This is a genomic window from Streptomyces crystallinus, from assembly GCF_039521265.1.
Classification (GTDB): domain Bacteria; phylum Actinomycetota; class Actinomycetes; order Streptomycetales; family Streptomycetaceae; genus Streptomyces; species Streptomyces crystallinus.
Window position 1 is genome coordinate 102631 of record NZ_BAAACA010000020.1, and the last position, 21777, is coordinate 124407.

A 21777-nucleotide genomic window follows, 5' to 3' on the forward strand; every position below is an offset into this window, starting at 1 on the left:
TGAGCCCAGGCCCACCGCACTCGCGTACGGGTCCACAGGCCGGGCGGATAGGCTCTGCCCCCGATGGACACCGAAGCACAGCACACGGAGCGCGACCTCCCCTCCACCCCTCAGCCGGGGCCGGAGCGGGGGTCGCGCTCCGCGCGTTTTCCCGCCCTCGCCGCGCTGGTCGAGGGGCCCTGGCGCAAGGCCGCGGCCCTGGCCGCGGTGTGCCTGGTCTTCCTGCTGCTGCTCAGCCACTTCGTGATGCAGCCCTTCCTGATCCCCTCCGGCTCCATGGAACCCACCCTGAAGCCCGGCGACCGGGTCCTGGTCAACAAGCTGGCGTACCGTTTCGGCAGCCATCCCGCCCGCGGCGACGTCGTCGTCTTCGACGGCCGGGGCTCCTTCACGGACGAGCCGCCCGAGGGGAACCCGGTGGGCAGGGCCCTTCGTTCAGTGGTCGCGTCCCTGGGACTGCGGGAGTCCGAGGGGAACGTGTACGTGAAGCGGGTCGTCGGAGTCGGCGGGGACCGGATCGTGTGCTGCGACAAGGGCGGGAGGCTCCAGGTGAACGGGACACCGGTGACCGAGGACTATGTGCACCCGGGCGACGTCCCCTCCCAGGTGCCGTTCGACATCGTGGTGCCCGAGGGCACCCTGTTCGTCCTGGGCGACCACCGCTCCCGCTCCAGCGACTCCCGCGACCACCTGGGCTCCCCGGGCGGCGGCATGGTGCCGGTGGACCACGTGGTGGGGCGGGCCGACCGGATCGGCTGGCCGCTCGGCCGCTGGTCGGGCATCGACGGCTCCGACGCCTTCGCGCGCGTGCCCGCGGCGGGCGGCGCCCATGGGTAACCGCGGGCGCCCGCGCTCGGCGCCCCGCCCGTCGTCCGACGAGTCGCTGCCCACGGGCAGGCGCGCGGCGCCCCGCGCCGGGGACGAGCCGTCGAGGGGCAGGCGGTCGGCCTCCGGCCCTGCGGACGAGCCGTCGAGGGGCAGGCGGTCGGCCACCGGCCCCGCGGACGAGCCGCTGCCCACGGGCACCCGGCCGACCTCGCGTACGAGGGCGCGGCGCGCCGCAGCCGGGGCCCAGGCGCCGGGCGGCGCCTTCGCCACCGCGCAGGAGCCCACGGCCTACACGACCGGCTCCGCACACCTCCCCGGGCCCGACGATCCTCCGGAGGCCGCTCCGCCCGGCGCCGAGGCCGCCTCCGAGCGCGAGGCCGCCCCGGAGCGCCCGCCCGGCCGCCGGGCCCAGCAGGGCCGGGCCGACCGGCGCAGGCTCGCCCGCAAGGTGAAGCGGCGCAGGCGCAGGTCCGCCGTGAAGGAGATACCTCTGCTGGTCGGGGTGGCGGTGCTCATCGCCCTCGTACTGAAGACGTTCCTCGTCCAGGCTTTCGTGATCCCCTCCGGCTCCATGCAGGAGACGATCACGATCGGCGACCGGGTGCTGGTCGACAAGCTCACGCCCTGGTTCGGCTCCCGGCCGCAGCGCGGCGACGTGGTGGTCTTCAAGGATCCCGGCGGCTGGCTGAAAGCCGAGAAGAAGACCACCGGCGGCAGTGACCCGGTCGTCGTCAAACAGGTCAAACAGGCCCTCACCTTCATCGGACTGCTGCCCTCCGACAACGAGCAGGACCTCATCAAGCGGGTGATCGCGGTCGGCGGCGACACCGTGAAGTGCTGTGACGGCAGCGGCAGGATCACCGTCAACGGCATGCCCCTGGACGAGCCCTACGTCCACCCCGGCAACCCGCCCTCGGAGATCAACTTTGAGGTGAAGGTGCCCCAGGGACGGCTCTTCGTGATGGGCGACCACCGCTCGAATTCAGCCGATTCCCGCTTCCACCTCGACGAGGCGTACCACGGGACCGTCTCCGAGGACGGGGTCATCGGGCGGGCCATCCTGATCGGCTGGCCCTTCGACCACTGGCGCTGGCTGGAGGAGCCCGGGACATTCGGCTCGGTGCCGGACGCGCCCGGCAGGTCGGACACCGCGCTCGGCGGGTCGCATAGGGTGTCCTCCCGGGCTCCGGCAGCGGATCCCGACAGATCACGTCAAGTGACGGTAAATAAATCGATATCGGATGACCCGAAATCGAACGAAGCGATCCGGCTCCCGAGCCCTGCGGAACTCCCGCTCGTTATGGGAGTGGTGGGCCTGCGTCTGGCATGGCGCGGGCGGTGGCACGGAGTGAGGAGTGGATGTGGGGGATTTGGCGGTCGGCGCACGATCCGGACACGACGAGCCCGAGGAGCGGCCGGACCGGCCCGTCGACTCTCCCGCCCCGGCTCAGGCCGACAGCGGCGGTGGCGGCACCGCCGACGGCGGCTCGGGAGATGACGGCGAGCCGGGCGGCGGCTCGGACCGCAGCCCCAAGAAGCAGCGCTCCTTCTGGAAGGAACTGCCGCTGCTCATCGGTATCGCGCTGATCCTCGCGCTGCTGATCAAGACGTTCCTGGTGCAGGCGTTCTCGATTCCCTCGGACTCGATGCAGGACACCCTGCAGCGCGGCGACCGCGTCCTGGTCGACAAGCTGACCCCGTGGTTCGGCTCCACGCCCGAGCGCGGCGAGGTCGTCGTCTTCCACGACCCGGGCGGCTGGCTGGAGGACCAGAAGCCGGCCGAGCCCAACGCGGTGCAGAAGTTCCTGAGCTTCATCGGCCTGATGCCGTCCGCCGAGGAGAAGGACCTGATCAAGCGGGTCATCGCGACCGGCGGCGACACCGTGGAGTGCAAGAAGGGCGGCCCGGTCAAGGTCAACGGCAAGGCGTTGAACGAGCCGTACATCTACCCCGGCGACAGCGCCTGCGACGACATGCCGTTCGGCCCGATCAAGGTCCCCAAGGGCCGGATCTGGGTGATGGGCGACCACCGGCAGAACTCGCTGGACTCCCGCTACCACCAGGAGCTGCCGGGCGGCGGCACGGTCTCCGACGACGAGGTCGTGGGCCGCGCCTTCACCATCGCCTGGCCGCTCAACCGCATCGACTGGCTCGGCATCCCGGGCACCTTCGACCAGAAGGGCCTCAACGGCATGGGGTCGGCGGCCCCGGTGGGCGCGGGCCTCGCGGGCGCGGTGCCGATCGTGCTGTGGCGCCGGCGCCGGCTCACCCGGCAGAGTGACGCGATCGAGGGCACCGACCTCACCCGCAAGGGCTGACCGGGCGGGATACCGCCGGGTAGGGTGCCGTCCCAGATCGTCGATCTCCGGAGTCCGCGCAGCCGCGGGCGACCGGGGGAGGAGCACTGGGATGAGCGGAACAGGACGCAACGACGACGGCCACGGCCGCGGTCTCGGCAATCTGCTGTCGGGGCTGGCCGTGGCCGTCGGCTGTGTGCTCTTCCTCGGCGGGTTCGCCTGGGGCGCCGTCGAGTACAAGCCGTACACGGTGCCCACCCAGTCCATGGAGCCGACGGTCAAGGCCGGCGACCGGGTCCTGGCCCAGCGCATCGACGGCGGCGACGTCAGACGCGGCGACGTGGTGATCTTCAAGGACAAGGCCTGGGGAAACGTCCCCATGGTCAAGCGCGTCGTCGGCATAGGCGGCGACACCGTCAAGTGCTGCGACCGGGGCGGCAAGCTCACCGTCAACGGCCAGGAGATCGAAGAACCGTATCTGCACAATACGGCGGCCTCCACCACCAAGTTCAGCGCCACCGTCCCCAAGGACCAGCTCTTCCTCCTCGGCGACGAGCGCGATGTCTCGCTGGACTCCCGGGTGCACCTGGAGGACGCGGCGAACGGCTCGGTACCGCGCTCGGCCGTCAGCGCGCGCGTGGACGCGGTGGCGTGGCCGCTGGACGGCATGCTGGAGCGCCCCACGGGCTTCAAGGCCCTGCCCGGCGGCATCTCCCAGCCCGGCCCGCTGACGCTGGTGGTGGGCTCGGTGGTGGCCGGCACGGTCCTGATCGTGGCCGGGGCGGCGTACGGCCCGCTGGCGCGGCGGTTCGGACGGCGGCGCGGGGTGCGGGGGGAGGCGGCCGGTGCGCGGTGACGGCGCTGGTGGGGGTGGGGGTGGGGGTGGGGCCCCCGGGGGTGAGGGGGCTGGTTCCGGTGGGGCGCCCGGGGATGATGGTGCCGGTTCCGGTGGGGCGCTGGGTGAGGTGGCCGGGGGTAACGGTGGTGGGCCCGGTGGGGCGCTGGGTGAGGTGCCCGGCGAGCTCCGCAAGGTCGCCCGGGTCGTGCTGCTCGATCCGCAGGACCGCATCCTGCTGATGCACGGATACGAACCGGAGGACCCCGACGACACCTGGTGGTTCACCCCGGGCGGCGGCCTGGAGGGCGACGAGAGCCGGGAACAGGCCGCGCTGCGCGAGCTCGCCGAGGAGACGGGCATCACCCAGGTCCAGCTCGGCCCGGTGCTGTGGCGGCGGATGTGCTCGTTCCCGTTCGCCGGGCGGCGCTGGAACCAGGACGAGTGGTACTTCCTCGCCCGTACCACCCAGACCGAGGCCGCGCCGACGGACCTCACCGAGCTGGAACGACGCAGTACCACGGGGCTGAGGTGGTGGACCTCCGCCGAACTGTCGGCGGCCCGTGAGACGGTGTACCCGACCAGACTCGCCGAGCTGCTGCGCACGCTGCTCGACGAGGGTCCTCCGCCTGCGCCGGTGGTCCTGGCTCCGGAAATCGTCTAGGGGTCCGGAGGGCTGACGCACAATAGGGGGACGCACGGCTGAAGGGGAACATGCCATGAGCGCCGAGGACCTCGAAAAGTACGAGACCGAGATGGAGCTGAAGCTCTACCGGGAGTACCGCGACGTCGTCGGTCTGTTCAAATACGTGATCGAGACCGAGCGGCGTTTCTACCTCACCAACGACTACGAGATGCAGGTGCACTCGGTCCAGGGTGAGGTGTTCTTCGAGGTGTCGATGGCGGACGCCTGGGTCTGGGACATGTACAGGCCGGCCCGGTTCGTGAAGCAGGTCCGGGTGCTCACGTTCAAGGACGTGAACATCGAGGAGCTCAACAAGAGCGATCTGGAGCTGCCGGGCGGGTGAGCGGCGGCTCGGGGTGGCTGATCGCCCCGGCTTGATCGGTGGGGGCGGCTGCTCGGCCGGGGTGTGGGGTGGGGCTTCTACTCCGCGCCCTCGCCCGCGCGGCGCGAGGCGCCGATTTGGCGCGTTCGTGGCGTCAACTGATTCCATCGTGCCCACCTTGCGGGTGACCGGATTATCCACAACGGCCCGGTTGTCCACCAAGATCCACACGACGGCGGCGGGTGGGTGAGAGTCGGTGCCGGAGGTGGTGCCGAGATGAACGCACGAGGAGCGCTCGGACAGTACGGCGAGGACGTGGCGGCCCGGCTGCTGGCGGACGCCGGAATGACAGTGGTCGCCCGCAATTGGCGCGGCGGCAGGACCGGGGAGATCGACATCGTCGCCCGTGACGGCGACGTGCTGGTGGTCTGCGAGGTCAAGACCCGCAGAGCGGGCCCGTTCGAACACCCCATGGCGGCCGTCACCCCCGCCAAGGCCGAGCGGCTCAGACACCTCGCCGAACGCTGGCTCGCCGACCACGGCGGACCCCCACCCGGCGGCGTCCGCATCGACCTCGTCGGCGTCGTCCTGCCCGAGCGCGGCGCACCCCGCGCCGAGCACGTCCGGGGGGTGGCGTGATGGGATTCGCCCGCACCTGCTCGGTGGCGCTGGTCGGCGTCGAGGGCGTCGTCGTGGAAGTCCAGGCGGACCTGGAACCGGGCGTCGCCGCCTTCACCCTCGTCGGCCTCCCCGACAAGAGCCTCAGCGAGAGCCGCGACCGCGTCAGAGCGGCCGTCGTCAACTCCGGGGGCGACTGGCCCCAGAAGAAACTCACCGTCGGCCTCAGCCCCGCCTCCGTCCCCAAGGGCGGCAGCGGCTTCGACCTCGCCGTCGCTTGTGCGGTCCTCGGCGCCGCCGAGCGCATCGACCCCAGAGAGCTCGCCGACCTGGTGATGATCGGCGAGCTGGGACTCGACGGCCGGGTGCGCCCCGTGCGCGGCATCCTGCCCGCAGTCCTCGCCGCCGCCGAAGCCGGGTACGAACAGGTCGTCGTCCCCGAACAGACCGCCGCCGAAGCCTCCCTGGTCCCCGGCATCTCCGTCCTCGGCGTCCGGAGCCTGCGTCAGCTCATCGCCGTCCTCACCGACGAACCCGTCCCCGAGGAGGAACCCGACCAGGAAGGCAGGCCCGACTCCATGCTCGCCGGGCTGGTCGTCCCCGGTGCCGGAGTCGGCACCGGACTGTCCGTCGACGCCGACAGCAGCCCGCCCGACCTCGCCGACGTCGCCGGCCAGCGCACCGCCCGCACCGCACTGGAGGTCGCCGCCGCAGGCGGCCACCACCTGATGCTGTACGGGCCGCCCGGCGCGGGCAAGACCATGCTGGCCGAACGGCTCCCCGGCATCCTGCCGCCGCTCACCCGCCAGGAATCCCTCGAAGTCACCGCGATCCACTCGGTCGCCGGCATCCTGCCCCCGGGCAAACCCCTCGTCCACAAGGCGCCGTACTGCGCCCCCCACCACTCGGCGACCATGCAGTCCCTGGTCGGCGGAGGCAACGGCCTGCCGAGGCCCGGAGCCGTCTCGCTGGCCCACCGGGGCGTCCTGTTCCTGGACGAGGCCCCGGAGTTCACCGGCAAGGCACTCGACTCCCTGCGCCAGCCGCTGGAGGCAGGACACGTCGTCGTGGCCCGCAGCGCGGGCGTCGTCCGCCTCCCCGCCCGCTTCCTCATGGTCCTCGCCGCCAACCCCTGCCCCTGCGGCCGCCACACCCTGCACGGCGCGGGCTGCGAATGCCCGCCCTCCGTCATCCGCCGCTACCAGGCCCGCCTCTCCGGGCCCCTCCTCGACCGCGTCGACCTCCGGGTGGAGGCCGAGCCGGTCCGGCGCGAGGACCTCCTCGCCCAAGGCGGCCGCGGCGAATCCACGGCGCAGGTCGCCGAACGGGTCCGGGCCGCCCGCGAACGGGCCGCCGCGCGCCTTCAGGGCACCCCCTGGACCACCAACAGCGAAGTCCCCGGACATGAGCTGCGCACCCGCTGGGTCACGGCCCCCGGAGCCCTCGTCGCGGCGGAACGGGACATGGAACGCGGCCTGCTCACCGCCAGAGGTCTCGACCGGGTCCTGCGCGTCGCCTGGACCCTCGCCGACCTCTGCGGCGACGACCGCCCCGACGAAACCCACATCGGCCTCGCCCTGGAGCTCAGAACGGGCATCTCCAGAGGGGCACCGCTGCCGGTGGGAGGTGCGGGGTGAGCGGGGGCGCGCCGCCCGGGGCCGGGGCCGGGGGCTTGGCCGGCCCCGGACCGGGCGATCCCGGGCTCCCCGCCGGGCCCGCCGACCGTGTCGGTGACGGCTTGGCCGACGGCGGCTCCGCCGATCGTGTCCGTGACGGCCTGGCCGGCGGCGGCGGCCCCGCCGCTCGTGTCCGTGACAGCCCGGCCGACGACGGCCCTGCTGCGGGCTCCCCGCCCGGTGACCGCGAGCGGCTGGCACGGGCCGCGCTGACCAGGGTCATCGAACCGGGGGACGAGCGGGGCGGCCGATGGCTGCGCACCTACGGGGCGGTGGAGTTGATGCGGCGGCTCACCGCGCCCGAGGACCCCGACGACCCGCTCACCGGAGTGAGCACCGCACGGCTCGCCGGGTACCGCAGACGCGCGGCGGGCGCGGACCCCGAACGGGACCTGGCCGCGCTGGCCGAGCTCGGTGGACGGTTCATCTGCCCCGGGGACCACGAGTGGCCCGGACAGCTCGACGACCTGGGCGACGCCCGCCCCGTCGGGCTGTGGCTGCGCGGCCCCGCCGACCTGCGGCTATGGGCGCTGCGGTCGGTCGCCGTGGTGGGTGCCCGCGCCTGTACGCCCTACGGCGCCCACATGGGTGCCACCCTCGGCGCCGGGCTCGCCGAGAAGGGCTGGGTGGTCGTCTCCGGCGCCGCCGCGGGCGTGGACGGCGCCGCCCACCGCGGCGCCCTCGCGGCAGGCGGCGCCACCATCGCCGTCCTGGCCAGCGGAGTCGACGTCGTCTACCCGCGCGCCCACACCGAGTTGATCGGGCGCATCGCCGAACAGGGCGTCCTCGTGGCGGAGTTACCGCCGGGCGACCACCCCACCCCGAGCCGGTTCGTCCTGCGCAACCGCGTGATCGCGGCGCTCACCAGGGGAACGGTCGTGGTCGAGGCCGAGTACCGCAGCGGCTCCCTGGTCACCGCGCGCAACGCCCAGCGGCTCGGCCGCCACACCATAGGGGTGCCGGGGCCCGCCACCAGCGGACTCTCCGCCGGAGTCCACGAACTGCTGCGCGGTGAGGCAGCCCTTGTCACCGACGCCGCCGAAATCGTCGAACTCGTGGGGGAGATGGGCGACCTGGCCCCGGTGCGCCGAGGCCCCGTACTGCCCAGGGACCTTCTCGCCCCGGCCGCCGCACGCGTACTCGACGCACTGCCCGGCCACGGCGCGGCGCCCGTACCGGACATCGCCCGAGAGGCGGCGACGACTCAGGAGGAAGCCCTCGGCAGGCTGTACGAACTGCACTCCCTGGGGTTCGTCGAACGCGAAGGAGACCACTGGCGGTTGACGACCAGCCCGCTCCCCACCCCGGGCGCGCGGCGAGGCGGTGCTTGACCTGGGGCATTCGGGTGAAAAGGTAAGACCGATGACCACCGAGGGCCGCACGCCAGCGCTTTCGGGGCCGACGCGCCCGGCGACGGCCCCCACCCCCGCGCGCGACCGGCCGCCCGCCCCGAGCCGCCCCGATCCGCCGACGTTTGCGCACCGCAACAGCCCGGTCACGCTACGCTCACGAGAACCCCGCAGCAGAGACAGCTCCCCGCTCACCGCACAGCAGAACGGCTCAAGGCAACGCATGCCCCAGCACACCTCCGGGTCTGATCGCACGGCAGCTCCCCCCGCTGCCCGCGCCGGCGGCACCGTGCGACCACCGGCGCCCTCGTCCGTCGACGAACTGTGGCGCGCGTACAAGAACAGCGGCGACGAGCGCCTGCGCGAACAGCTGATCCTGCACTACTCGCCGCTGGTCAAATATGTCGCGGGCCGGGTGAGTGTCGGGCTCCCGCCCAACGTCGAACAAGCCGATTTCGTCTCCTCCGGGGTCTTCGGACTCATCGACGCCATCGAGAAGTTCGACATCGAGCGGGCCATCAAGTTCGAGACGTACGCCATCACGCGCATCCGGGGCGCGATGATCGACGAACTCCGCGCACTTGACTGGATCCCGCGCTCCGTACGGCAGAAGGCCCGCGCCGTCGAGCGCGCCTACGCGACCCTCGAAGCGCAGTTGCGCCGTACGCCCTCGGAGAACGAGGTCGCGAGCGAGATGGGCATCGCGGTCGAGGAACTCCACTCCGTCTTCAGCCAGTTGTCGCTCGCCAACGTCGTCGCACTCGAAGAGCTGCTGCACGTCGGCGGCGAGGGCGGCGACCGGCTCAGCCTCATGGACACCCTGGAGGACACCGCGGCCGACGACCCCGTCGAGGTCGCCGAGGACCGCGAGCTGCGCCGACTGCTCGCCCGCGCCATCAACACGCTGCCGGAGCGCGAGAAGACGGTCGTCACGCTCTACTACTACGAAGGCCTCACCCTGGCCGAGATCGGCAACGTCCTCGGCGTCACCGAGAGCCGCGTCAGCCAGATCCACACCAAGTCCGTCCTCCAGCTGCGGGCCAAGCTGGCCGACGTCGGCCGCTGATCACACCCCCGGGAAATCACCCCTCCGTGGAACCCGGACCCAGCCTTACAGTGGAGCGGTGCCAAGGATTCGAGCGGCCTCAGTGGCCGAGCACCGCGCCATGCAGCGCGCCGCCCTGCTGGACGCCGCACGCTCCCTGCTGTCGCAGGGCGGCACCGAGGCCCTGACCTTCCCCGCCCTGGCCGAGCGCACCGGACTCGCCCGGTCCTCCGTGTACGAGTACTTCCGCTCCCGGGCCGCCGTCGTCGAAGAGCTCTGCTCCGTCGACTTCCCGCGGTGGGCCGCGGACATCGAAAGCGCGATGCAGCAGGCGGACAGCCCCGAGGCCAAGGTCGAGGCGTACGTCCGCCGCCAGCTGGAGCTCGTCGGCGACCAGCGCCACCGCGCGGTCGTCGCCATCTCCGCCAGCGAGCTCGACGCCGGCGCCCGAGAGAAGATCCGCGCCGCCCACGGCGGCCTCATCGCCATGATCGTCGAAGCCCTCGCCGACCTGGGCCACGCCCAGCCCCGCCTGGCCGCGATGCTGCTCCAGGGCGTGGTGGACGCGGCGGTCCGCCGCATCGAACTCGGCGCGGCGGAAGACCCGGCGACAATCACGCAGGCAGCAACGGCAATGGCCCTACGAGGCGTAACCGGCTAACCCTCGGGCGCCTCCCCCCCCCCGCTCCCCCCGCCCCCCCACCCGGTCCCCGCCGTACCTGTTTCGTGGCCGTGCAGCAGGGCACCTCAGGCCCTGCTCTGCCTCCCCCGACGCCGGGGGGCGTCCTCCCCGTGATGCTCCGCGAGGCGCGTTCTACGGGCTCCGAGCCGCGACCCGCTGGGGCCAGGTGCGGTTCAGGCTGGTCGGTCAGTCTTCCGGGCGAAGTCGCTGTCGAGTGGCCTTGAGCGGCTGCCTATAGCCGGGTGCGAACAGCACCGGGAAAGCTGTGTCGAGCGCTCCGGCGATCCGTGGATCGGAGCCCAGACCGCTGGATCACCGGCAACGCGGCTGAGGCCCGTCATCGGAAGCCGCTCCAGCCAGCGCGACAGGCACCCGTGCCTCGTCACTCGTGAGGCCGCTCGTGACCGGGCTGTCGCCCTTGCGCGCCCGCTGGCCCGGCCGCGCCCCCGACCGCATGGACCTACTGATCTACGGCCTTGACCAAACGTATAGGGGCACCCGGCTTCGCTCCCGCTGGCTCACTCACCCCCACCACAGGCAACAGCCGACAATGCCCCCGTCCCACCAAAACCAGCGGGTTCACATACGCCTCCCCCCGCTTCAGCCCCCAATGCAGGCACCCCACCTCCCCGCAATGGCGGGGCTCCGCGTCCAAGGTCGCCACCGGCTGGCCGGGTGTGACGTGGTCGCCGGGGTGGACGACGGGGTGCACCGGTTCGTAGGTCGTGCGCAGGGGCGGGGTGCCCGAGCCGTCCAGGGTGATCGTCAGTACGCCCTGGCCCGCGACGGGGCCCGCGAAGGTCACCCGGCCCGCCGCGACCGCCCGGATCTGCGTCCCGGGTGGCGCCGCGAGGTCGATGCCGCGGTGGCCGGGGCCGTACGGCGTGGCCGGGGGGTCCCAGCCCCGTACGACCACCGGCCGACCGGGGACGGGCCACACTCCACCGACGGCGGCCGGGCCCGGGACACCCGCCTCCCTGCTCGCCGGCGCGAGGCGGACCACCTCCGGCTCACCTCGCACCGGCGCACCGCGCACCACCTCCGGCCCGCCTGGCACCGGCGCACCGCGCACCACCCCCGGCCCGTCCCGCACCGGCGCACCGCCGAACGCCGCAGGATCGCCCCGCACCGGCGCGGCGGTGGCCGTCATCAGGGCCGCGAGGCCCAGGCCGGCCAGGCCGCCGCGTACCGCTCGTCTTGTCACCCGCCGCATCAGTTCCATGGCGAAAGCATCCCGGAGCGCGCCGATTCGCGGTGATCATGGGGCGGGGCTGTGGACAACCAGGTCGTTGTGGACAGTGGCGTCACCCGGCACGGTGAGGGTCCCGTACACTTCTTGTGGCGATCCGGGTCACCGGGTCGACTTCGCACGCCCCGCCGGTGGTCCAGACCATCGGCCGCGCCTCTCGGTCCTTCGCCTGTCAACGGTGTGGGGCACGGCGCACCGGGGCGTCAGGCGCGGCAGCCGACCGGCGGCCGCGGATAACCGAGTATCTCAAGGAGTACGGCCATGGCCGTCGTCACGATGCGGGAGCTGCTGGAGAGCGGCGTCCACTTCGGTCACCAGACCCGTCGCTGGAACCCGAAGATGAAGCGCTTCATCTTCACCGAGCGCAACGGCATCTACATCATCGACCTGCTCCAGTCGCTGTCGTACATCGACCGCGCCTACGAGTTCGTCAAGGAGACCGTCGCGCACGGCGGCTCCATCATGTTCGTCGGTACGAAGAAGCAGGCTCAGGAAGCCATCGCGGAGCAGGCGACTCGCGTGGGCATGCCCTACGTGAACCAGCGCTGGCTCGGCGGCATGCTGACCAACTTCTCCACCGTCTACAAGCGTCTGCAGCGCCTCAAGGAGCTCGAGCAGATCGACTTCGAGGACGTCGCGGCCTCGGGTCTCACCAAGAAGGAGCTCCTGGTCCTCTCGCGTGAGAAGGCCAAGCTGGAGAAGACCCTCGGTGGTATCCGCGAGATGTCGAAGGTCCCCAGCGCCGTCTGGATCGTCGACACCAAGAAGGAGCACATCGCCGTCGGTGAGGCGCGCAAGCTCCACATCCCGGTCGTCGCGATCCTCGACACGAACTGCGACCCCGACGAGGTCGACTACAAGATCCCGGGCAACGACGACGCGATCCGCTCCGTCACCCTGCTCACCCGCGTGATCGCCGACGCCGTCGCCGAGGGCCTCATCGCCCGTTCCGGCGTGGCCACCGGTGACTCGAAGCCGGGCGAGAAGGCCGCCGGCGAGCCGCTCGCCGAGTGGGAGCGCGACCTGCTCGAGGGCGACAAGAAGGCCGACGACGCCGAGGCCCCCGCGGCCGAGGCTCCGGCCGCCGAGGCCGAGAAGCCGGCCGAGGCCGCTGCGGAGGCTCCGGCCGCCGAGGCGCCGGCCGCGGACGCCGAGCAGGCCTGACCTTCGGGTCCTCGCTGCGGTGGTGACGGCGGGGGCGCACGATGTGCCCCCGCCGTCACCCCGTAGCCCCGTAGATCTTTCAGACTTCGAGTCAGACTTCGAGAGAGAAACACAGACTCATGGCGAACTACACCGCCGCTGACGTCAAGAAGCTCCGCGAGCTCACCGGCGCCGGCATGATGGACTGCAAGAAGGCTCTGGACGAGGCCGAGGGCAACGTCGACAAGGCCGTCGAGGCGCTGCGCATCAAGGGCCAGAAGGGCGTCGCCAAGCGCGAGGGCCGTTCCGCCGAGAACGGTGCGGTCGTCTCCCTGCTGGCCGACGACAACACCTCCGGTGTGCTCCTCGAGCTGAAGTGCGAGACGGACTTCGTCGCCAAGGGTGAGAAGTTCCAGGCCACCGCCGCCGCGCTGGCCGCGCACGTCGCCGCCACCTCCCCGGCCGATCTGGAGGCGCTGCTCGCCTCCGAGATCGAGGCCGGCAAGACCGTCCAGGCGTACGTCGACGAGGCCAACGCCAACCTCGGCGAGAAGATCGTCCTGGACCGCTTCGCGCAGTACGCCGACGGCTTCGTCTTCGCGTACATGCACCGCACCATGCCCGACCTGCCGCCGCAGATCGGTGTCCTGGTCGAGCTGGACAAGGCCGACGCCGACGTCGCCAAGGGCATCGCCCAGCACATCGCCGCGTTCGCGCCGAAGTGGCTCTCCCGCGAGGACGTCCCGGCCGAGGTCGTCGAGACCGAGCGCCGTGTCGCCGAGGAGACCACCCGCGCCGAGGGCAAGCCCGAGGCCGCGCTGCCGAAGATCGTCGAGGGTCGTGTCAACGGCTTCTTCAAGGACGCCACGCTCCTTGGCCAGCCGTACGCGCTCGACAACAAGAAGTCGGTCCAGAAGGTTCTGGACGAGGCCGGTGTCACCCTGAAGCGCTTCACGCGTATCAAGGTCGGCATCTGAGTCCGTCCAGCGATCGACACAAGACCCCGCTAGGGTCTGAGGCAGTCGTCGGCCGCGCTCGCGACGGACGACCGCAGATCTGACGAGGAGGCCATTGCCGCTCAGGGACACAGCACCCACCGGCAATGGCCTTCTTCGTATGTGTACGAGGAGATCCCCATGAATCAGGGCGCGGACGCCGCCACCCAGGCTGACCACAAGCGCGACGACGGCAAGGTGACCGGACGCTTCATGCTGAAGCTCTCCGGTGAGGCGTTCGCCGGCGGAGGGGGTCTCGGCGTGGACCCCGACGTCGTGCACGCCATCGCCCGTGAGATCGCCAACGTCGTACGGGACGGCGCGCAGATCGCCGTCGTCATCGGCGGCGGCAACTTCTTCCGGGGCGCAGAGCTCCAGCAGCGCGGCATGGACCGGGCCCGCTCCGACTACATGGGCATGCTCGGCACGGTCATGAACTGCCTCGCCCTCCAGGACTTCCTGGAGAAGGAGGGCATCGACTCCCGGGTCCAGACCGCCATCACGATGGGCCAGGTCGCGGAGCCGTACATCCCGCTGCGCGCCGTGCGCCACCTGGAGAAGGGACGCGTCGTCATCTTCGGCGCGGGCATGGGCATGCCGTACTTCTCCACCGACACCACGGCCGCCCAGCGCGCCCTGGAGATCGACGCCGAGGCGATGCTGATGGGCAAGAACGGGGTGGACGGCGTCTATGACTCCGACCCCCGCGTCAACCCGGACGCCGTGAAGTTCGACGCGCTGGAGTACGGCGAGGTCATCACCCGCGACCTGAAGGTGGCGGACATGACGGCCATCACCCTCTGCCGTGACAACAACCTCCCCATCCTGGTCTTCGAACTGCTCGCCGAGGGCAATATCGCGCGCGCGGTCAAGGGTGAGAAGATCGGCACGCTCGTGAGCGACCAGGGCACCCGGGCCTGACCGGGGGATGGACAATCCCCTGACGGTCGGACACCGTGCAGGGAAAGACGCGGGTTACGCAGGGCCGTCGAGCACCGGACTCAACTCCCGGCCCACTCAAGACATGCAGGAGCAAGTGGTGATCGAAGAAATCCTCCTCGAAGCCGAGGAGAAGATGGAGAAGGCCGTCGTGGTCGCCAAGGAGGACTTCGCCGCGATTCGCACCGGCCGTGCGCACCCGGCGATGTTCAACAAGATCGTGGCCGACTACTACGGCGCGCTGACGCCGATCAACCAGCTGGCCTCGTTCTCGGTGCCCGAGCCGCGTATGGCCGTGGTGACCCCGTTCGACAAGAGCGCGCTGCGCAACATCGAGCAGGCGATCCGCGACTCGGACCTCGGCGTCAACCCGAGCAATGACGGCTCCATCATCCGGGTGACGTTCCCCGAGCTGACGCAGGACCGCCGCAAGGAGTACATCAAGGTCGCCAAGACCAAGGCCGAGGACTCCAAGATCTCGATCCGCTCCATCCGCCGCAAGGCGAAGGAGACGCTCGACAAGCTCGTCAAGGACAAGGAGTCCGGCGAGGACGAGGTCCGCCGTGCGGAGAAGGAGCTCGACGACACCACCGCGAAGTACGTCGCGCAGGTGGACGAGCTGCTCAAGCACAAGGAAGCAGAGCTGCTAGAGGTCTGATGAACGACTCTTCCTGGGGGGCTCCGCCGCGACCCGAGCACTGGGGGCCACCCGACCAGGGGCCTTCCCAGGAGGTGCCTTCGGCGGGGGCTGCCTACGATGCGTATGACGCCCCGTCCCGGACACAGCCCATGCCCGTCGTGCCCGGTGGCGCGGGCGAAGACGCCGTAGAACGTGACCGGGGGGCCGCTCGGGTGAGCGGTCCCCTGTTCCGCGAAGAGACGCCGCAGGAGCCCATGCCCAGCTCGGTACCACCTTCGACTCCGCAGCAGCCGCAGCGGCCCGCGCAGCCGGAGAAGAAGCGGGCGGGACGCGACCTGCGGGCCGCGATAGGGGTCGGCGTCGGGCTCGGCGCGGTCATCCTGGCGTCGCTCTTCGTCGTCAAGGCCGTCTTCGTGGGCGTCATCGCGGTGGCGGTCGTCGTCGGCCTGTGGGAGCTCGCCTCCCGGCTCGACGAGCGCAAGGACATCAAGGTGCCGCTGGTGCCGCTGGCGGTGGGCGGCGCGGCGATGGTCGTCGCCGGCTACGCGCGCGGTGCCGAAGGGGCCTGGGTCGCCATGGCGCTGACCTCGCTCGCGGTGCTGGTGTGGCGGATGACGGAGAAGCCCGAGGGCTATCTCAAGGACGTCACCGCCGGTGTCTTCGCGGCGTTCTACGTGCCGTTCCTGGCCACGTTCGTCGCGATGATGCTCACCGCCGACGACGGGCCGTGGCGGGTCTTCGTCTTCCTGCTGCTGACCGTGGTCAGCGACACCGGCGCGTACGCGATCGGCTGGCGCTTCGGCAAGCACAAGCTGGCGCCGCGCATCAGCCCCGGCAAGACCCGTGAGGGCCTGCTCGGCGCGGTGACGTTCGCGATGGTGGCGGGCGCGCTGTGCATGCAGCTGCTCATCGACGACGGCCAGTGGTGGCAGGGCCTGCTGCTGGGCCTGGCGGTCGCGGCGAGCGCCACGCTCGGCGACCTCGGCGAGTCGATGATCAAGCGGGACCTGGGCATCAAGGACATGGGGACCCTGCTGCCCGGCCACGGCGGCATCATGGACCGCCTCGACTCCCTGCTGCCGACGGCGCCGGTGGTGTGGCTGCTGATGGTCGCCTTCGTCGGCAGCTGACCGGTTCGTTCGTTCCGTACGGCGCTGACCTGCTGTTTCATCGGTCGGGGGCTCGTTGTCCACAGGACGGCGAGCCCCTTTCCGTATGTCTGAGACACTTGAGTCACCATGCCGAAGCCCGGAGAACTCACTTTCGTCGCCCCCCGCGGAGCCAAGAAGCCGCCGCGGCACCTCGCCGACCTCTCGCCCGCCGAGCGGAAAGAGGCTGTCGCCGCGATCGGCGAGAAGCCGTTCCGCGCCAAGCAGCTCTCACAGCACTACTTCGCGCGGTACGCGCACGACCCCGCCCAGTGGACCGACATCCCCGCGGCCGCGCGCACCCGCCTCCAGGAAGAGCTGCTGCCGGATCTGATGTCGGTGGTGCGGCACATCTCGTGCGACGACGACACCACCCGCAAGACGCTGTGGCGCCTGCACGACGGGACGCTGGTGGAGTCGGTCCTGATGCGCTACCCCGACCGGGTGACGATGTGCATCTCCTCGCAGGCCGGCTGCGGGATGAACTGCCCGTTCTGCGCCACCGGCCAGGCGGGCCTGGACCGCAACCTGTCGACCGCCGAGATCGTGCACCAGATCGTCGACGGCATGCGCGCGCTGCGCGACGGCGAGGTCCCCGGCGGCCCGGCACGGCTGTCCAACATCGTCTTCATGGGCATGGGCGAGCCGCTCGCCAACTACAAGCGGGTCGTCGGCGCCATCCGCCGCCTCACCGACCCCGAGCCCGACGGCCTGGGCCTGTCCCAGCGCGGGATCACCGTCTCCACCGTGGGCCTGGTCCCCGCGATGCTGCGCTTCGCCGACGAGGGCTTCAAGTGCCGCCTCGCCGTGTCGCTGCACGCGCCGGACGACGAGCTGCGCGACACCCTGGTCCCGGTCAACACCCGCTGGAAGGTCCGCGAGGTCCTGGACGCGGCGTGGGAGTACGCGGAGAAGTCCGGCCGCCGCATCTCGATCGAGTACGCGCTGATCCGCGACATCAACGACCAGGCCTGGCGCGGTGACCTGCTCGGCCGCCTCCTCAAGGGCAAGCGCGTCCACGTCAACCTGATCCCGCTGAACCCGACGCCGGGCTCGAAGTGGACCGCCTCGCGCCCCGAGGACGAGAAGGCGTTCGTCGAGGCCATCGCGGCCCACGGCGTGCCGGTCACCGTCCGGGACACCCGTGGCCAGGAGATCGACGGAGCGTGCGGCCAGCTCGCCGCGTCCGAGAGGTAGTCTGAGCTCGAAATCTGCATATTCCGACAGGGGAGCGCCACAGCGCTGAGAGTGCGACACCGTCAGGTCGCAGACCCTCTGAACCTCGCCCAGGTCATTCTGGGTAGGAAGTTCGGTCACCACTCAAGCTGTTGCGCCCTGCTCGCCGCCGCCCGGTGAGCAGGGCCGCGTCTCTTCCTGGTCACTCCAGGAGGAATCACCACCATGCGCAGTACGAAGAAGATGGCGGCCACCGCGCTCGCGGCCGCCCTCGGGGTCAGTTCGCTCGCCGCGTGCGGCGGCAAGGACGACGACGGCGAGAAGAGCGACGGCGGCACCAGGTCCAAGACCGTCACCCTGGTCAGCCATGACTCCTTCGCCGCCTCGGACGCGGTGCTCAAGGAGTTCACCGCGCGGACCGGCTACACCGTCAAGGTCCTCAAGAGCGGCGACGCGGGCGCGGCCCTCAACCAGGAGATCCTCACCAAGGGCTCCCCGCGCGGCGACGTCTTCTTCGGCGTCGACAACACCCTGCTCTCCCGCGCCCTCGACAACGGGATCTTCACCCCGTACGAGGCGAAGGGCCTCGCGGCCGTCCCCGCGGCCGTCCAGCTCGACAAGGGCAAGCACCGGGTCACACCGGTCGACACCGGCGACATCTGCGTCAACTACGACAAGAAGTACTTCGCGGACAAGAAGCTCACCCCGCCGAACTCCTTCGCCGACCTGATCAAGCCCGAGTACAAGAACCTGCTGGTCACCGAGAACGCGGCGACCTCCTCGCCCGGCCTCGGCTTCCTGCTCGGCAGTGCCGCGCAGTACGGCGATGACGGCTGGCAGGACTACTGGAAGAAGCTCAAGGACAACGGCGTCAAGGTCGTCGACGGCTGGGAGCAGGCCTACAACCAGGACTTCTCCGGCTCGGCCGGCGGCAGGAAGGCCAAGGGCGAGCGCCCGCTCGTCGTCTCCTACGCCTCCAGCCCGCCCGTCGAGGTCCTCTACGCCAAGCCGCAGCCGACCGAGGCTCCCACCGGCGTCGCCACCGGCACCTGCTTCCGCCAGACCGAGTTCGCGGGACTCCTCAAGGGCGCCAAGAACGAGGCGGGCGGCAAGGCGCTCCTCGACTTCCTGATCTCCAAGAAGTTCCAGGAGGACATGCCGCTCACCATGTTCGTGAACCCGGTGGTCAAGGACGCCAAGCTGCCCGAGCTGTTCACCAAGTTCGGCGCCACCGTCACCGAGACGCACGACGTCGCTCCGGAGAAGATCTCCAAGAACCGTGAGCAGTGGGTCAAGACGTGGTCCTCGCTCGTGCTCAAGTAGAGCGCCCGCGCGCCGGGAGGGCGCGCGCGAACGCGGTGCGGCTCGGCCTGATGGCCCTGCCGCTCGCGTTCTTCGCGCTCTTCTTCGCCTGGCCCGTGGCCGCGATCGTCGGCCGCGGGCTGCGCGTCGACGGCGTCTGGCAGCTCGGCCGGATCGGCGAGGTGATCACCGAGCCGGACATCGGGCACGTCCTGTGGTTCACCACCTGGCAGGCGCTCGCCTCCACCGCGCTCACGCTGCTGGTCGCGCTCCCCGGCGCGTATGTCTTCGCGCGCTTCGACTTCCCCGGGCGACAGCTGCTGCGGGCCGTGGTCACGGTCCCCTTCGTGCTGCCCACCGTCGTCGTCGGCACCGCCTTCCTCGCGCTGCTCGGCCGAGGCGGACTGCTCGACGAGCTGTGGGGCGTACGTCTGGACACCACGGTGTGGGCGATCCTGCTCGCGCACGTCTTCTTCAACTACGCCGTCGTCGTACGGACCGTCGGCGGCCTGTGGGCGCAGCTCGACCCACGCCAGGAGGAGGCCGCCCGGGTCCTCGGCGCCTCCCGCCTCGCGGCCTGGCGCACGGTCACCCTGCCCGCCCTCGGGCCCGCCGTCGCGGCCGCCGCCCTGATGGTGTTCCTGTTCACCTTCACCTCCTTCGGCGTCGTCCAGATCCTCGGTGGCCCCACCTTCTCCACCCTCGAAGTGGAGATCTACCGCCAGACCGCCCAGCTCCTCGACCTGCCCACCGCCGCCGTCCTCACCCTCGTCCAGTTCGCGGCGGTCGGCGCGGTCCTCGCCGTCCACGCCTGGACCGTACGGCGACGCGAGAGCGCCCTGAGGCTCGTCGACCCGGCGACCACAGCCCGGCGCCCGCGCGGCGCGGCCCAGTGGACCCTGCTCGCGGCGGTGCTCGCCGTGGTGGTCGTCCTGATCCTGCTGCCGCTGGGCGTGCTGGTCGCGCGCTCCCTCGACACCCCCGACGGATACGGCTTCGGCTACTTCCGCTCCCTCCAGTCGGTCGGCGAGGGCGGCACCTTCCTGGTGCCGCCGCTGGAGGCGGTGGCGAACTCGGTGCAGTACGCGCTCGCCGCCACCGGGATCGCCGTGGTGATCGGAGGCCTCGCCGCCGCCGCCCTCGCCCGGCGCGGCGGCCGCCTGGTGCGCGGCTTCGACGCGCTCCTGATGCTGCCCCTCGGGGTCTCCGCCGTCACCGTCGGCTTCGGCTTCCTGATCACCCTGGACCGGCCGCCGCTGGATCTGCGCACCTCCTGGATCCTGGTGCCGCTGGCCCAGGCGCTGGTGGGCGTCCCGTTCGTCGTACGGACCATGCTTCCCGTACTGCGCGCGGTCGACGGGCGGCTGCGCGAGGCGGCGGCCGTGCTCGGCGCGTCCCCGTTCCGGGTCTGGCGGGAGGTGGACCTGCCGCTGGTGCGGCGGGCGCTGCTGATCGCGGCGGGGTTCGCGTTCGCCGTCTCGCTCGGGGAGTTCGGCGCGACCGTGTTCATCGCCCGCCCCGACCGGCCCACGCTGCCGGTCGCGGTGGCCCGCCTCCTCGGCCGGGCCGGAGACCTCAACTACGGCCAGGCGATGGCGCTCAGCACGATCCTGATGGTGGTGTGCGCGGTGTCGCTGCTGCTCCTCGAACGCATTCGTACGGACCGGACCGGAGAATTCTGATGCTGAAGCTCGACGGGGTGACGGTCCGGTTCGGCGAGCGGGCCGCGCTCGACGCGGTCGACCTGGAGGTCGCCGAGCACGAGACGGTCTGCGTGCTCGGGCCCAGCGGCAGCGGCAAGTCCACGCTGCTGCGGGTGGTGGCCGGGCTCCAGCCCGCCGACGCGGGGCGGGTGCTGCTCGGGGGCGCGGACCAGAGCGGGGTGCCGGTGCACCGGCGGGGCGTGGGGCTGATGTTCCAGGACCATCAGCTGTTCCCGCAGCGCGATGTCGCCGGGAACGTGGCGTTCGGGCTGCGGATGCGAGGTGTCTCGCGGGACCGCCGGGCCGCGCGGGTCGAGGAGCTGCTGGAGCTCGTCGGGCTGCCGGGCGCCGGGCGGCGCTCGGTCGGCGCGCTCTCCGGTGGCGAGCAGCAGCGCGTCGCCCTCGCCCGGGCGCTGGCTCCCGAGCCCCGGCTGCTGATGCTCGACGAGCCGCTGGGGCAGCTCGACCGTACGCTGCGGGAGCGGCTCGTCGTCGAACTGCGGGAGCTGTTCGGGCGGTTGGGCACGACCGTGCTGGCCGTCACCCACGACCAGGGCGAGGCGTTCGCGCTCGCCGACCGGGTCGTCGTGATGCGGGACGGCCGCATCGCGCAGACCGGGACGCCGCTGGAGGTCTGGCAGCGGCCGGCCTCGGAGTTCGTGGCGCGGTTCCTGGGGTTCGAGAACGTGGTGCCCGCGACGGTGTCGGGGGAGGTGGCGTCCACGGCGTGGGGGAAGGTGCCGGTGCCGCCCGGCTCCGCACAGGGCTCCGTCCGCCTCCTCGTCCGTCCGGCGGGGGTTCGGTTGCTGCCCGGCGCGGAGGGGGTGGCGTGTGAGGTGGTGTCACGCACGTTCCGGGGCAACCATGTGGCGCTTCGGCTGCGGCCGGGGGCCGGGCCGGTGCTGGAGGCGGAGTGTTCTTTGCGGGGGGCGCCGGCTGTGGGGGAGCGGGTGGGGGTGGGGTTCTCGGGGGACGAGACGGTGGTGCTGGGCGGGGAGTGATCCCCACCCCGCCCCTTCCCGAAAGCCCTCTGGCGGGCGGCCGGGCGGGGCCTGCGGCCCCCGCACCCCGCTTTCGTCTGCGGACCGTGGACGGCTGATCGCGCAGTTCCCCGCGCCCCTGACCACCTAGGGGCGCGGGGAACT

Annotated in this window: 20 protein-coding genes and 1 pseudogene; 20 read left to right on the forward strand and 1 reads right to left on the reverse strand. The window is 71.5% G+C overall.

What is annotated here, in order from left to right:
• The first annotated feature begins 63 nt into the window (after positions 1–63).
• The 11 genes and pseudogenes from lepB (ABD236_RS18595) (at position 64) to ABD236_RS18645 (ending at position 10316) form a co-directional block, all read left to right on the forward strand.
• Positions 64–837: a signal peptidase I gene (gene lepB / locus ABD236_RS18595; RefSeq protein WP_344074890.1), complete on the forward strand. Its 774-nt coding sequence runs from the start codon at positions 64–66 to the stop codon at positions 835–837.
• Positions 830–1849: pseudogene (gene lepB, locus ABD236_RS35030) on the forward strand (signal peptidase I); the annotation flags it as partial. The gene lepB (ABD236_RS18595) and the pseudogene lepB (ABD236_RS35030), both read left to right, overlap by 8 nt.
• 349 nt (positions 1850–2198) lie before the next feature.
• A complete protein-coding gene (lepB, locus tag ABD236_RS18605) occupies positions 2199–3146 on the forward strand; it encodes a signal peptidase I (RefSeq protein ID WP_344074909.1) in 948 nt (315 codons plus the stop codon).
• A gap of 91 nt (positions 3147–3237) precedes the next feature.
• Positions 3238–3981 carry a signal peptidase I gene (lepB, locus tag ABD236_RS18610; protein ID WP_344074891.1) on the forward strand — a complete coding sequence of 248 codons (744 nt, stop codon included), beginning with the start codon at positions 3238–3240 and terminating at the stop codon, positions 3979–3981.
• Positions 3982–4126: 145 nt separating this feature from the next.
• The gene (locus ABD236_RS18615) at positions 4127–4624 is read left to right on the forward strand and encodes an NUDIX hydrolase (protein ID WP_425543901.1); all 498 of its coding nucleotides are present in this window, start codon (positions 4127–4129) and stop codon (positions 4622–4624) included.
• 55 nt (positions 4625–4679) lie between these two features.
• A complete protein-coding gene (locus tag ABD236_RS18620; RefSeq protein ID WP_003965949.1) occupies positions 4680–4988 on the forward strand; it encodes a DUF2469 domain-containing protein in 309 nt (102 codons plus the stop codon).
• 225 nt (positions 4989–5213) lie between these two features.
• Complete coding sequence (locus ABD236_RS18625) at positions 5214–5606, forward strand: YraN family protein (RefSeq protein WP_344074893.1); 393 nt, start codon at positions 5214–5216, stop codon at positions 5604–5606.
• Positions 5606–7222, forward strand: coding sequence for a YifB family Mg chelatase-like AAA ATPase (locus ABD236_RS18630; RefSeq protein WP_344074894.1), 1617 nt, complete (start codon positions 5606–5608; stop codon positions 7220–7222). The genes ABD236_RS18625 and ABD236_RS18630 overlap by 1 nt, the downstream gene beginning before the upstream one ends.
• Positions 7223–7455: 233 nt before the next feature.
• Positions 7456–8592, forward strand: a complete 1137-nt coding sequence (dprA, locus tag ABD236_RS18635; protein ID WP_344074911.1) for a DNA-processing protein DprA — start codon at positions 7456–7458, stop codon at positions 8590–8592.
• A 241-nt stretch (positions 8593–8833) separates the two neighbouring features.
• Entirely contained in the window at positions 8834–9676 is an 843-nt protein-coding gene (whiG, locus tag ABD236_RS18640) for an RNA polymerase sigma factor WhiG (protein WP_344074895.1), read from the forward strand.
• A gap of 82 nt (positions 9677–9758) precedes the next feature.
• Positions 9759–10316 (forward strand): TetR/AcrR family transcriptional regulator, encoded by a 558-nt coding sequence (locus tag ABD236_RS18645; protein WP_344074912.1) that lies wholly within the window; start codon positions 9759–9761, stop codon positions 10314–10316.
• Positions 10317–10797: 481 nt separating this feature from the next.
• Here ABD236_RS18645 and ABD236_RS18650 read toward each other — a convergent pair whose 3' ends face one another.
• Complete coding sequence (locus ABD236_RS18650; protein ID WP_344074896.1) at positions 10798–11559, reverse strand: murein hydrolase activator EnvC family protein; 762 nt, start codon at positions 11557–11559, stop codon at positions 10798–10800.
• 288 nt (positions 11560–11847) lie between these two features.
• Here ABD236_RS18650 and rpsB point away from each other — a divergent pair, with 288 nt between their 5' ends.
• The 9 genes from rpsB (at position 11848) to ABD236_RS18695 (ending at position 21633) form a co-directional block, all read left to right on the forward strand.
• Positions 11848–12750 (forward strand): 30S ribosomal protein S2, encoded by a 903-nt coding sequence (rpsB, locus tag ABD236_RS18655; protein ID WP_188275316.1) that lies wholly within the window; start codon positions 11848–11850, stop codon positions 12748–12750.
• Between the two features lie 119 nt (positions 12751–12869).
• On the forward strand, positions 12870–13706 hold the full coding sequence (gene tsf / locus ABD236_RS18660) for a translation elongation factor Ts (protein ID WP_344074897.1): 837 nt from the start codon (positions 12870–12872) through the stop codon (positions 13704–13706).
• A gap of 159 nt (positions 13707–13865) precedes the next feature.
• Entirely contained in the window at positions 13866–14645 is a 780-nt protein-coding gene (pyrH, locus tag ABD236_RS18665) for a UMP kinase (RefSeq protein WP_067164809.1), read from the forward strand.
• A 118-nt stretch (positions 14646–14763) separates the two neighbouring features.
• Complete coding sequence (frr, locus tag ABD236_RS18670) at positions 14764–15321, forward strand: ribosome recycling factor (RefSeq protein WP_344074913.1); 558 nt, start codon at positions 14764–14766, stop codon at positions 15319–15321.
• Positions 15321–16433, forward strand: a complete 1113-nt coding sequence (locus tag ABD236_RS18675; protein WP_344074898.1) for a phosphatidate cytidylyltransferase — start codon at positions 15321–15323, stop codon at positions 16431–16433. Before frr ends, ABD236_RS18675 begins: the two co-directional genes overlap by 1 nt.
• Positions 16434–16541: 108 nt before the next feature.
• Positions 16542–17648: a dual-specificity RNA methyltransferase RlmN gene (gene rlmN / locus ABD236_RS18680; RefSeq protein ID WP_344074899.1), complete on the forward strand. Its 1107-nt coding sequence runs from the start codon at positions 16542–16544 to the stop codon at positions 17646–17648.
• A 204-nt stretch (positions 17649–17852) separates the two neighbouring features.
• Positions 17853–18950 carry a thiamine ABC transporter substrate-binding protein gene (locus ABD236_RS18685; RefSeq protein WP_344074900.1) on the forward strand — a complete coding sequence of 366 codons (1098 nt, stop codon included), beginning with the start codon at positions 17853–17855 and terminating at the stop codon, positions 18948–18950.
• Positions 18951–19000: 50 nt separating this feature from the next.
• Entirely contained in the window at positions 19001–20611 is a 1611-nt protein-coding gene (locus tag ABD236_RS18690; RefSeq protein ID WP_344074915.1) for an ABC transporter permease, read from the forward strand.
• Positions 20611–21633, forward strand: coding sequence for an ABC transporter ATP-binding protein (locus ABD236_RS18695; RefSeq protein WP_344074901.1), 1023 nt, complete (start codon positions 20611–20613; stop codon positions 21631–21633). The genes ABD236_RS18690 and ABD236_RS18695 overlap by 1 nt, the downstream gene beginning before the upstream one ends.
• Positions 21634–21777: the final 144 nt, after the last annotated feature.

Excerpts from the sequence above, each read along its gene's own strand:
- pyrH (WP_067164809.1), top strand. The coding sequence starts at position 13,866 with ATGAATCAGGGCGCGGACGCCGCCACCCAGGCTGACCACAAGCGCGAC.
- ABD236_RS18620 (WP_003965949.1), top strand. The coding sequence starts at position 4,680 with ATGAGCGCCGAGGACCTCGAAAAGTACGAGACCGAGATGGAGCTGAAG.
- rlmN (WP_344074899.1), top strand. The coding sequence starts at position 16,542 with ATGCCGAAGCCCGGAGAACTCACTTTCGTCGCCCCCCGCGGAGCCAAG.
- ABD236_RS18630 (WP_344074894.1), top strand. The coding sequence starts at position 5,606 with ATGGGATTCGCCCGCACCTGCTCGGTGGCGCTGGTCGGCGTCGAGGGC.
- lepB (WP_344074891.1), top strand. The coding sequence starts at position 3,238 with ATGAGCGGAACAGGACGCAACGACGACGGCCACGGCCGCGGTCTCGGC.
- whiG (WP_344074895.1), top strand. The coding sequence starts at position 8,834 with ATGCCCCAGCACACCTCCGGGTCTGATCGCACGGCAGCTCCCCCCGCT.
- rpsB (WP_188275316.1), top strand. The coding sequence starts at position 11,848 with ATGGCCGTCGTCACGATGCGGGAGCTGCTGGAGAGCGGCGTCCACTTC.
- tsf (WP_344074897.1), top strand. The coding sequence starts at position 12,870 with ATGGCGAACTACACCGCCGCTGACGTCAAGAAGCTCCGCGAGCTCACC.
- ABD236_RS18690 (WP_344074915.1), top strand. The coding sequence starts at position 19,001 with ATGGCCCTGCCGCTCGCGTTCTTCGCGCTCTTCTTCGCCTGGCCCGTG.
- ABD236_RS18650 (WP_344074896.1), bottom strand. The coding sequence starts at position 11,559 with ATGGAACTGATGCGGCGGGTGACAAGACGAGCGGTACGCGGCGGCCTG.
- ABD236_RS18695 (WP_344074901.1), top strand. The coding sequence starts at position 20,611 with ATGCTGAAGCTCGACGGGGTGACGGTCCGGTTCGGCGAGCGGGCCGCG.
- ABD236_RS18685 (WP_344074900.1), top strand. The coding sequence starts at position 17,853 with ATGCGCAGTACGAAGAAGATGGCGGCCACCGCGCTCGCGGCCGCCCTC.
- ABD236_RS18675 (WP_344074898.1), top strand. The coding sequence starts at position 15,321 with ATGAACGACTCTTCCTGGGGGGCTCCGCCGCGACCCGAGCACTGGGGG.
- lepB (WP_344074890.1), top strand. The coding sequence starts at position 64 with ATGGACACCGAAGCACAGCACACGGAGCGCGACCTCCCCTCCACCCCT.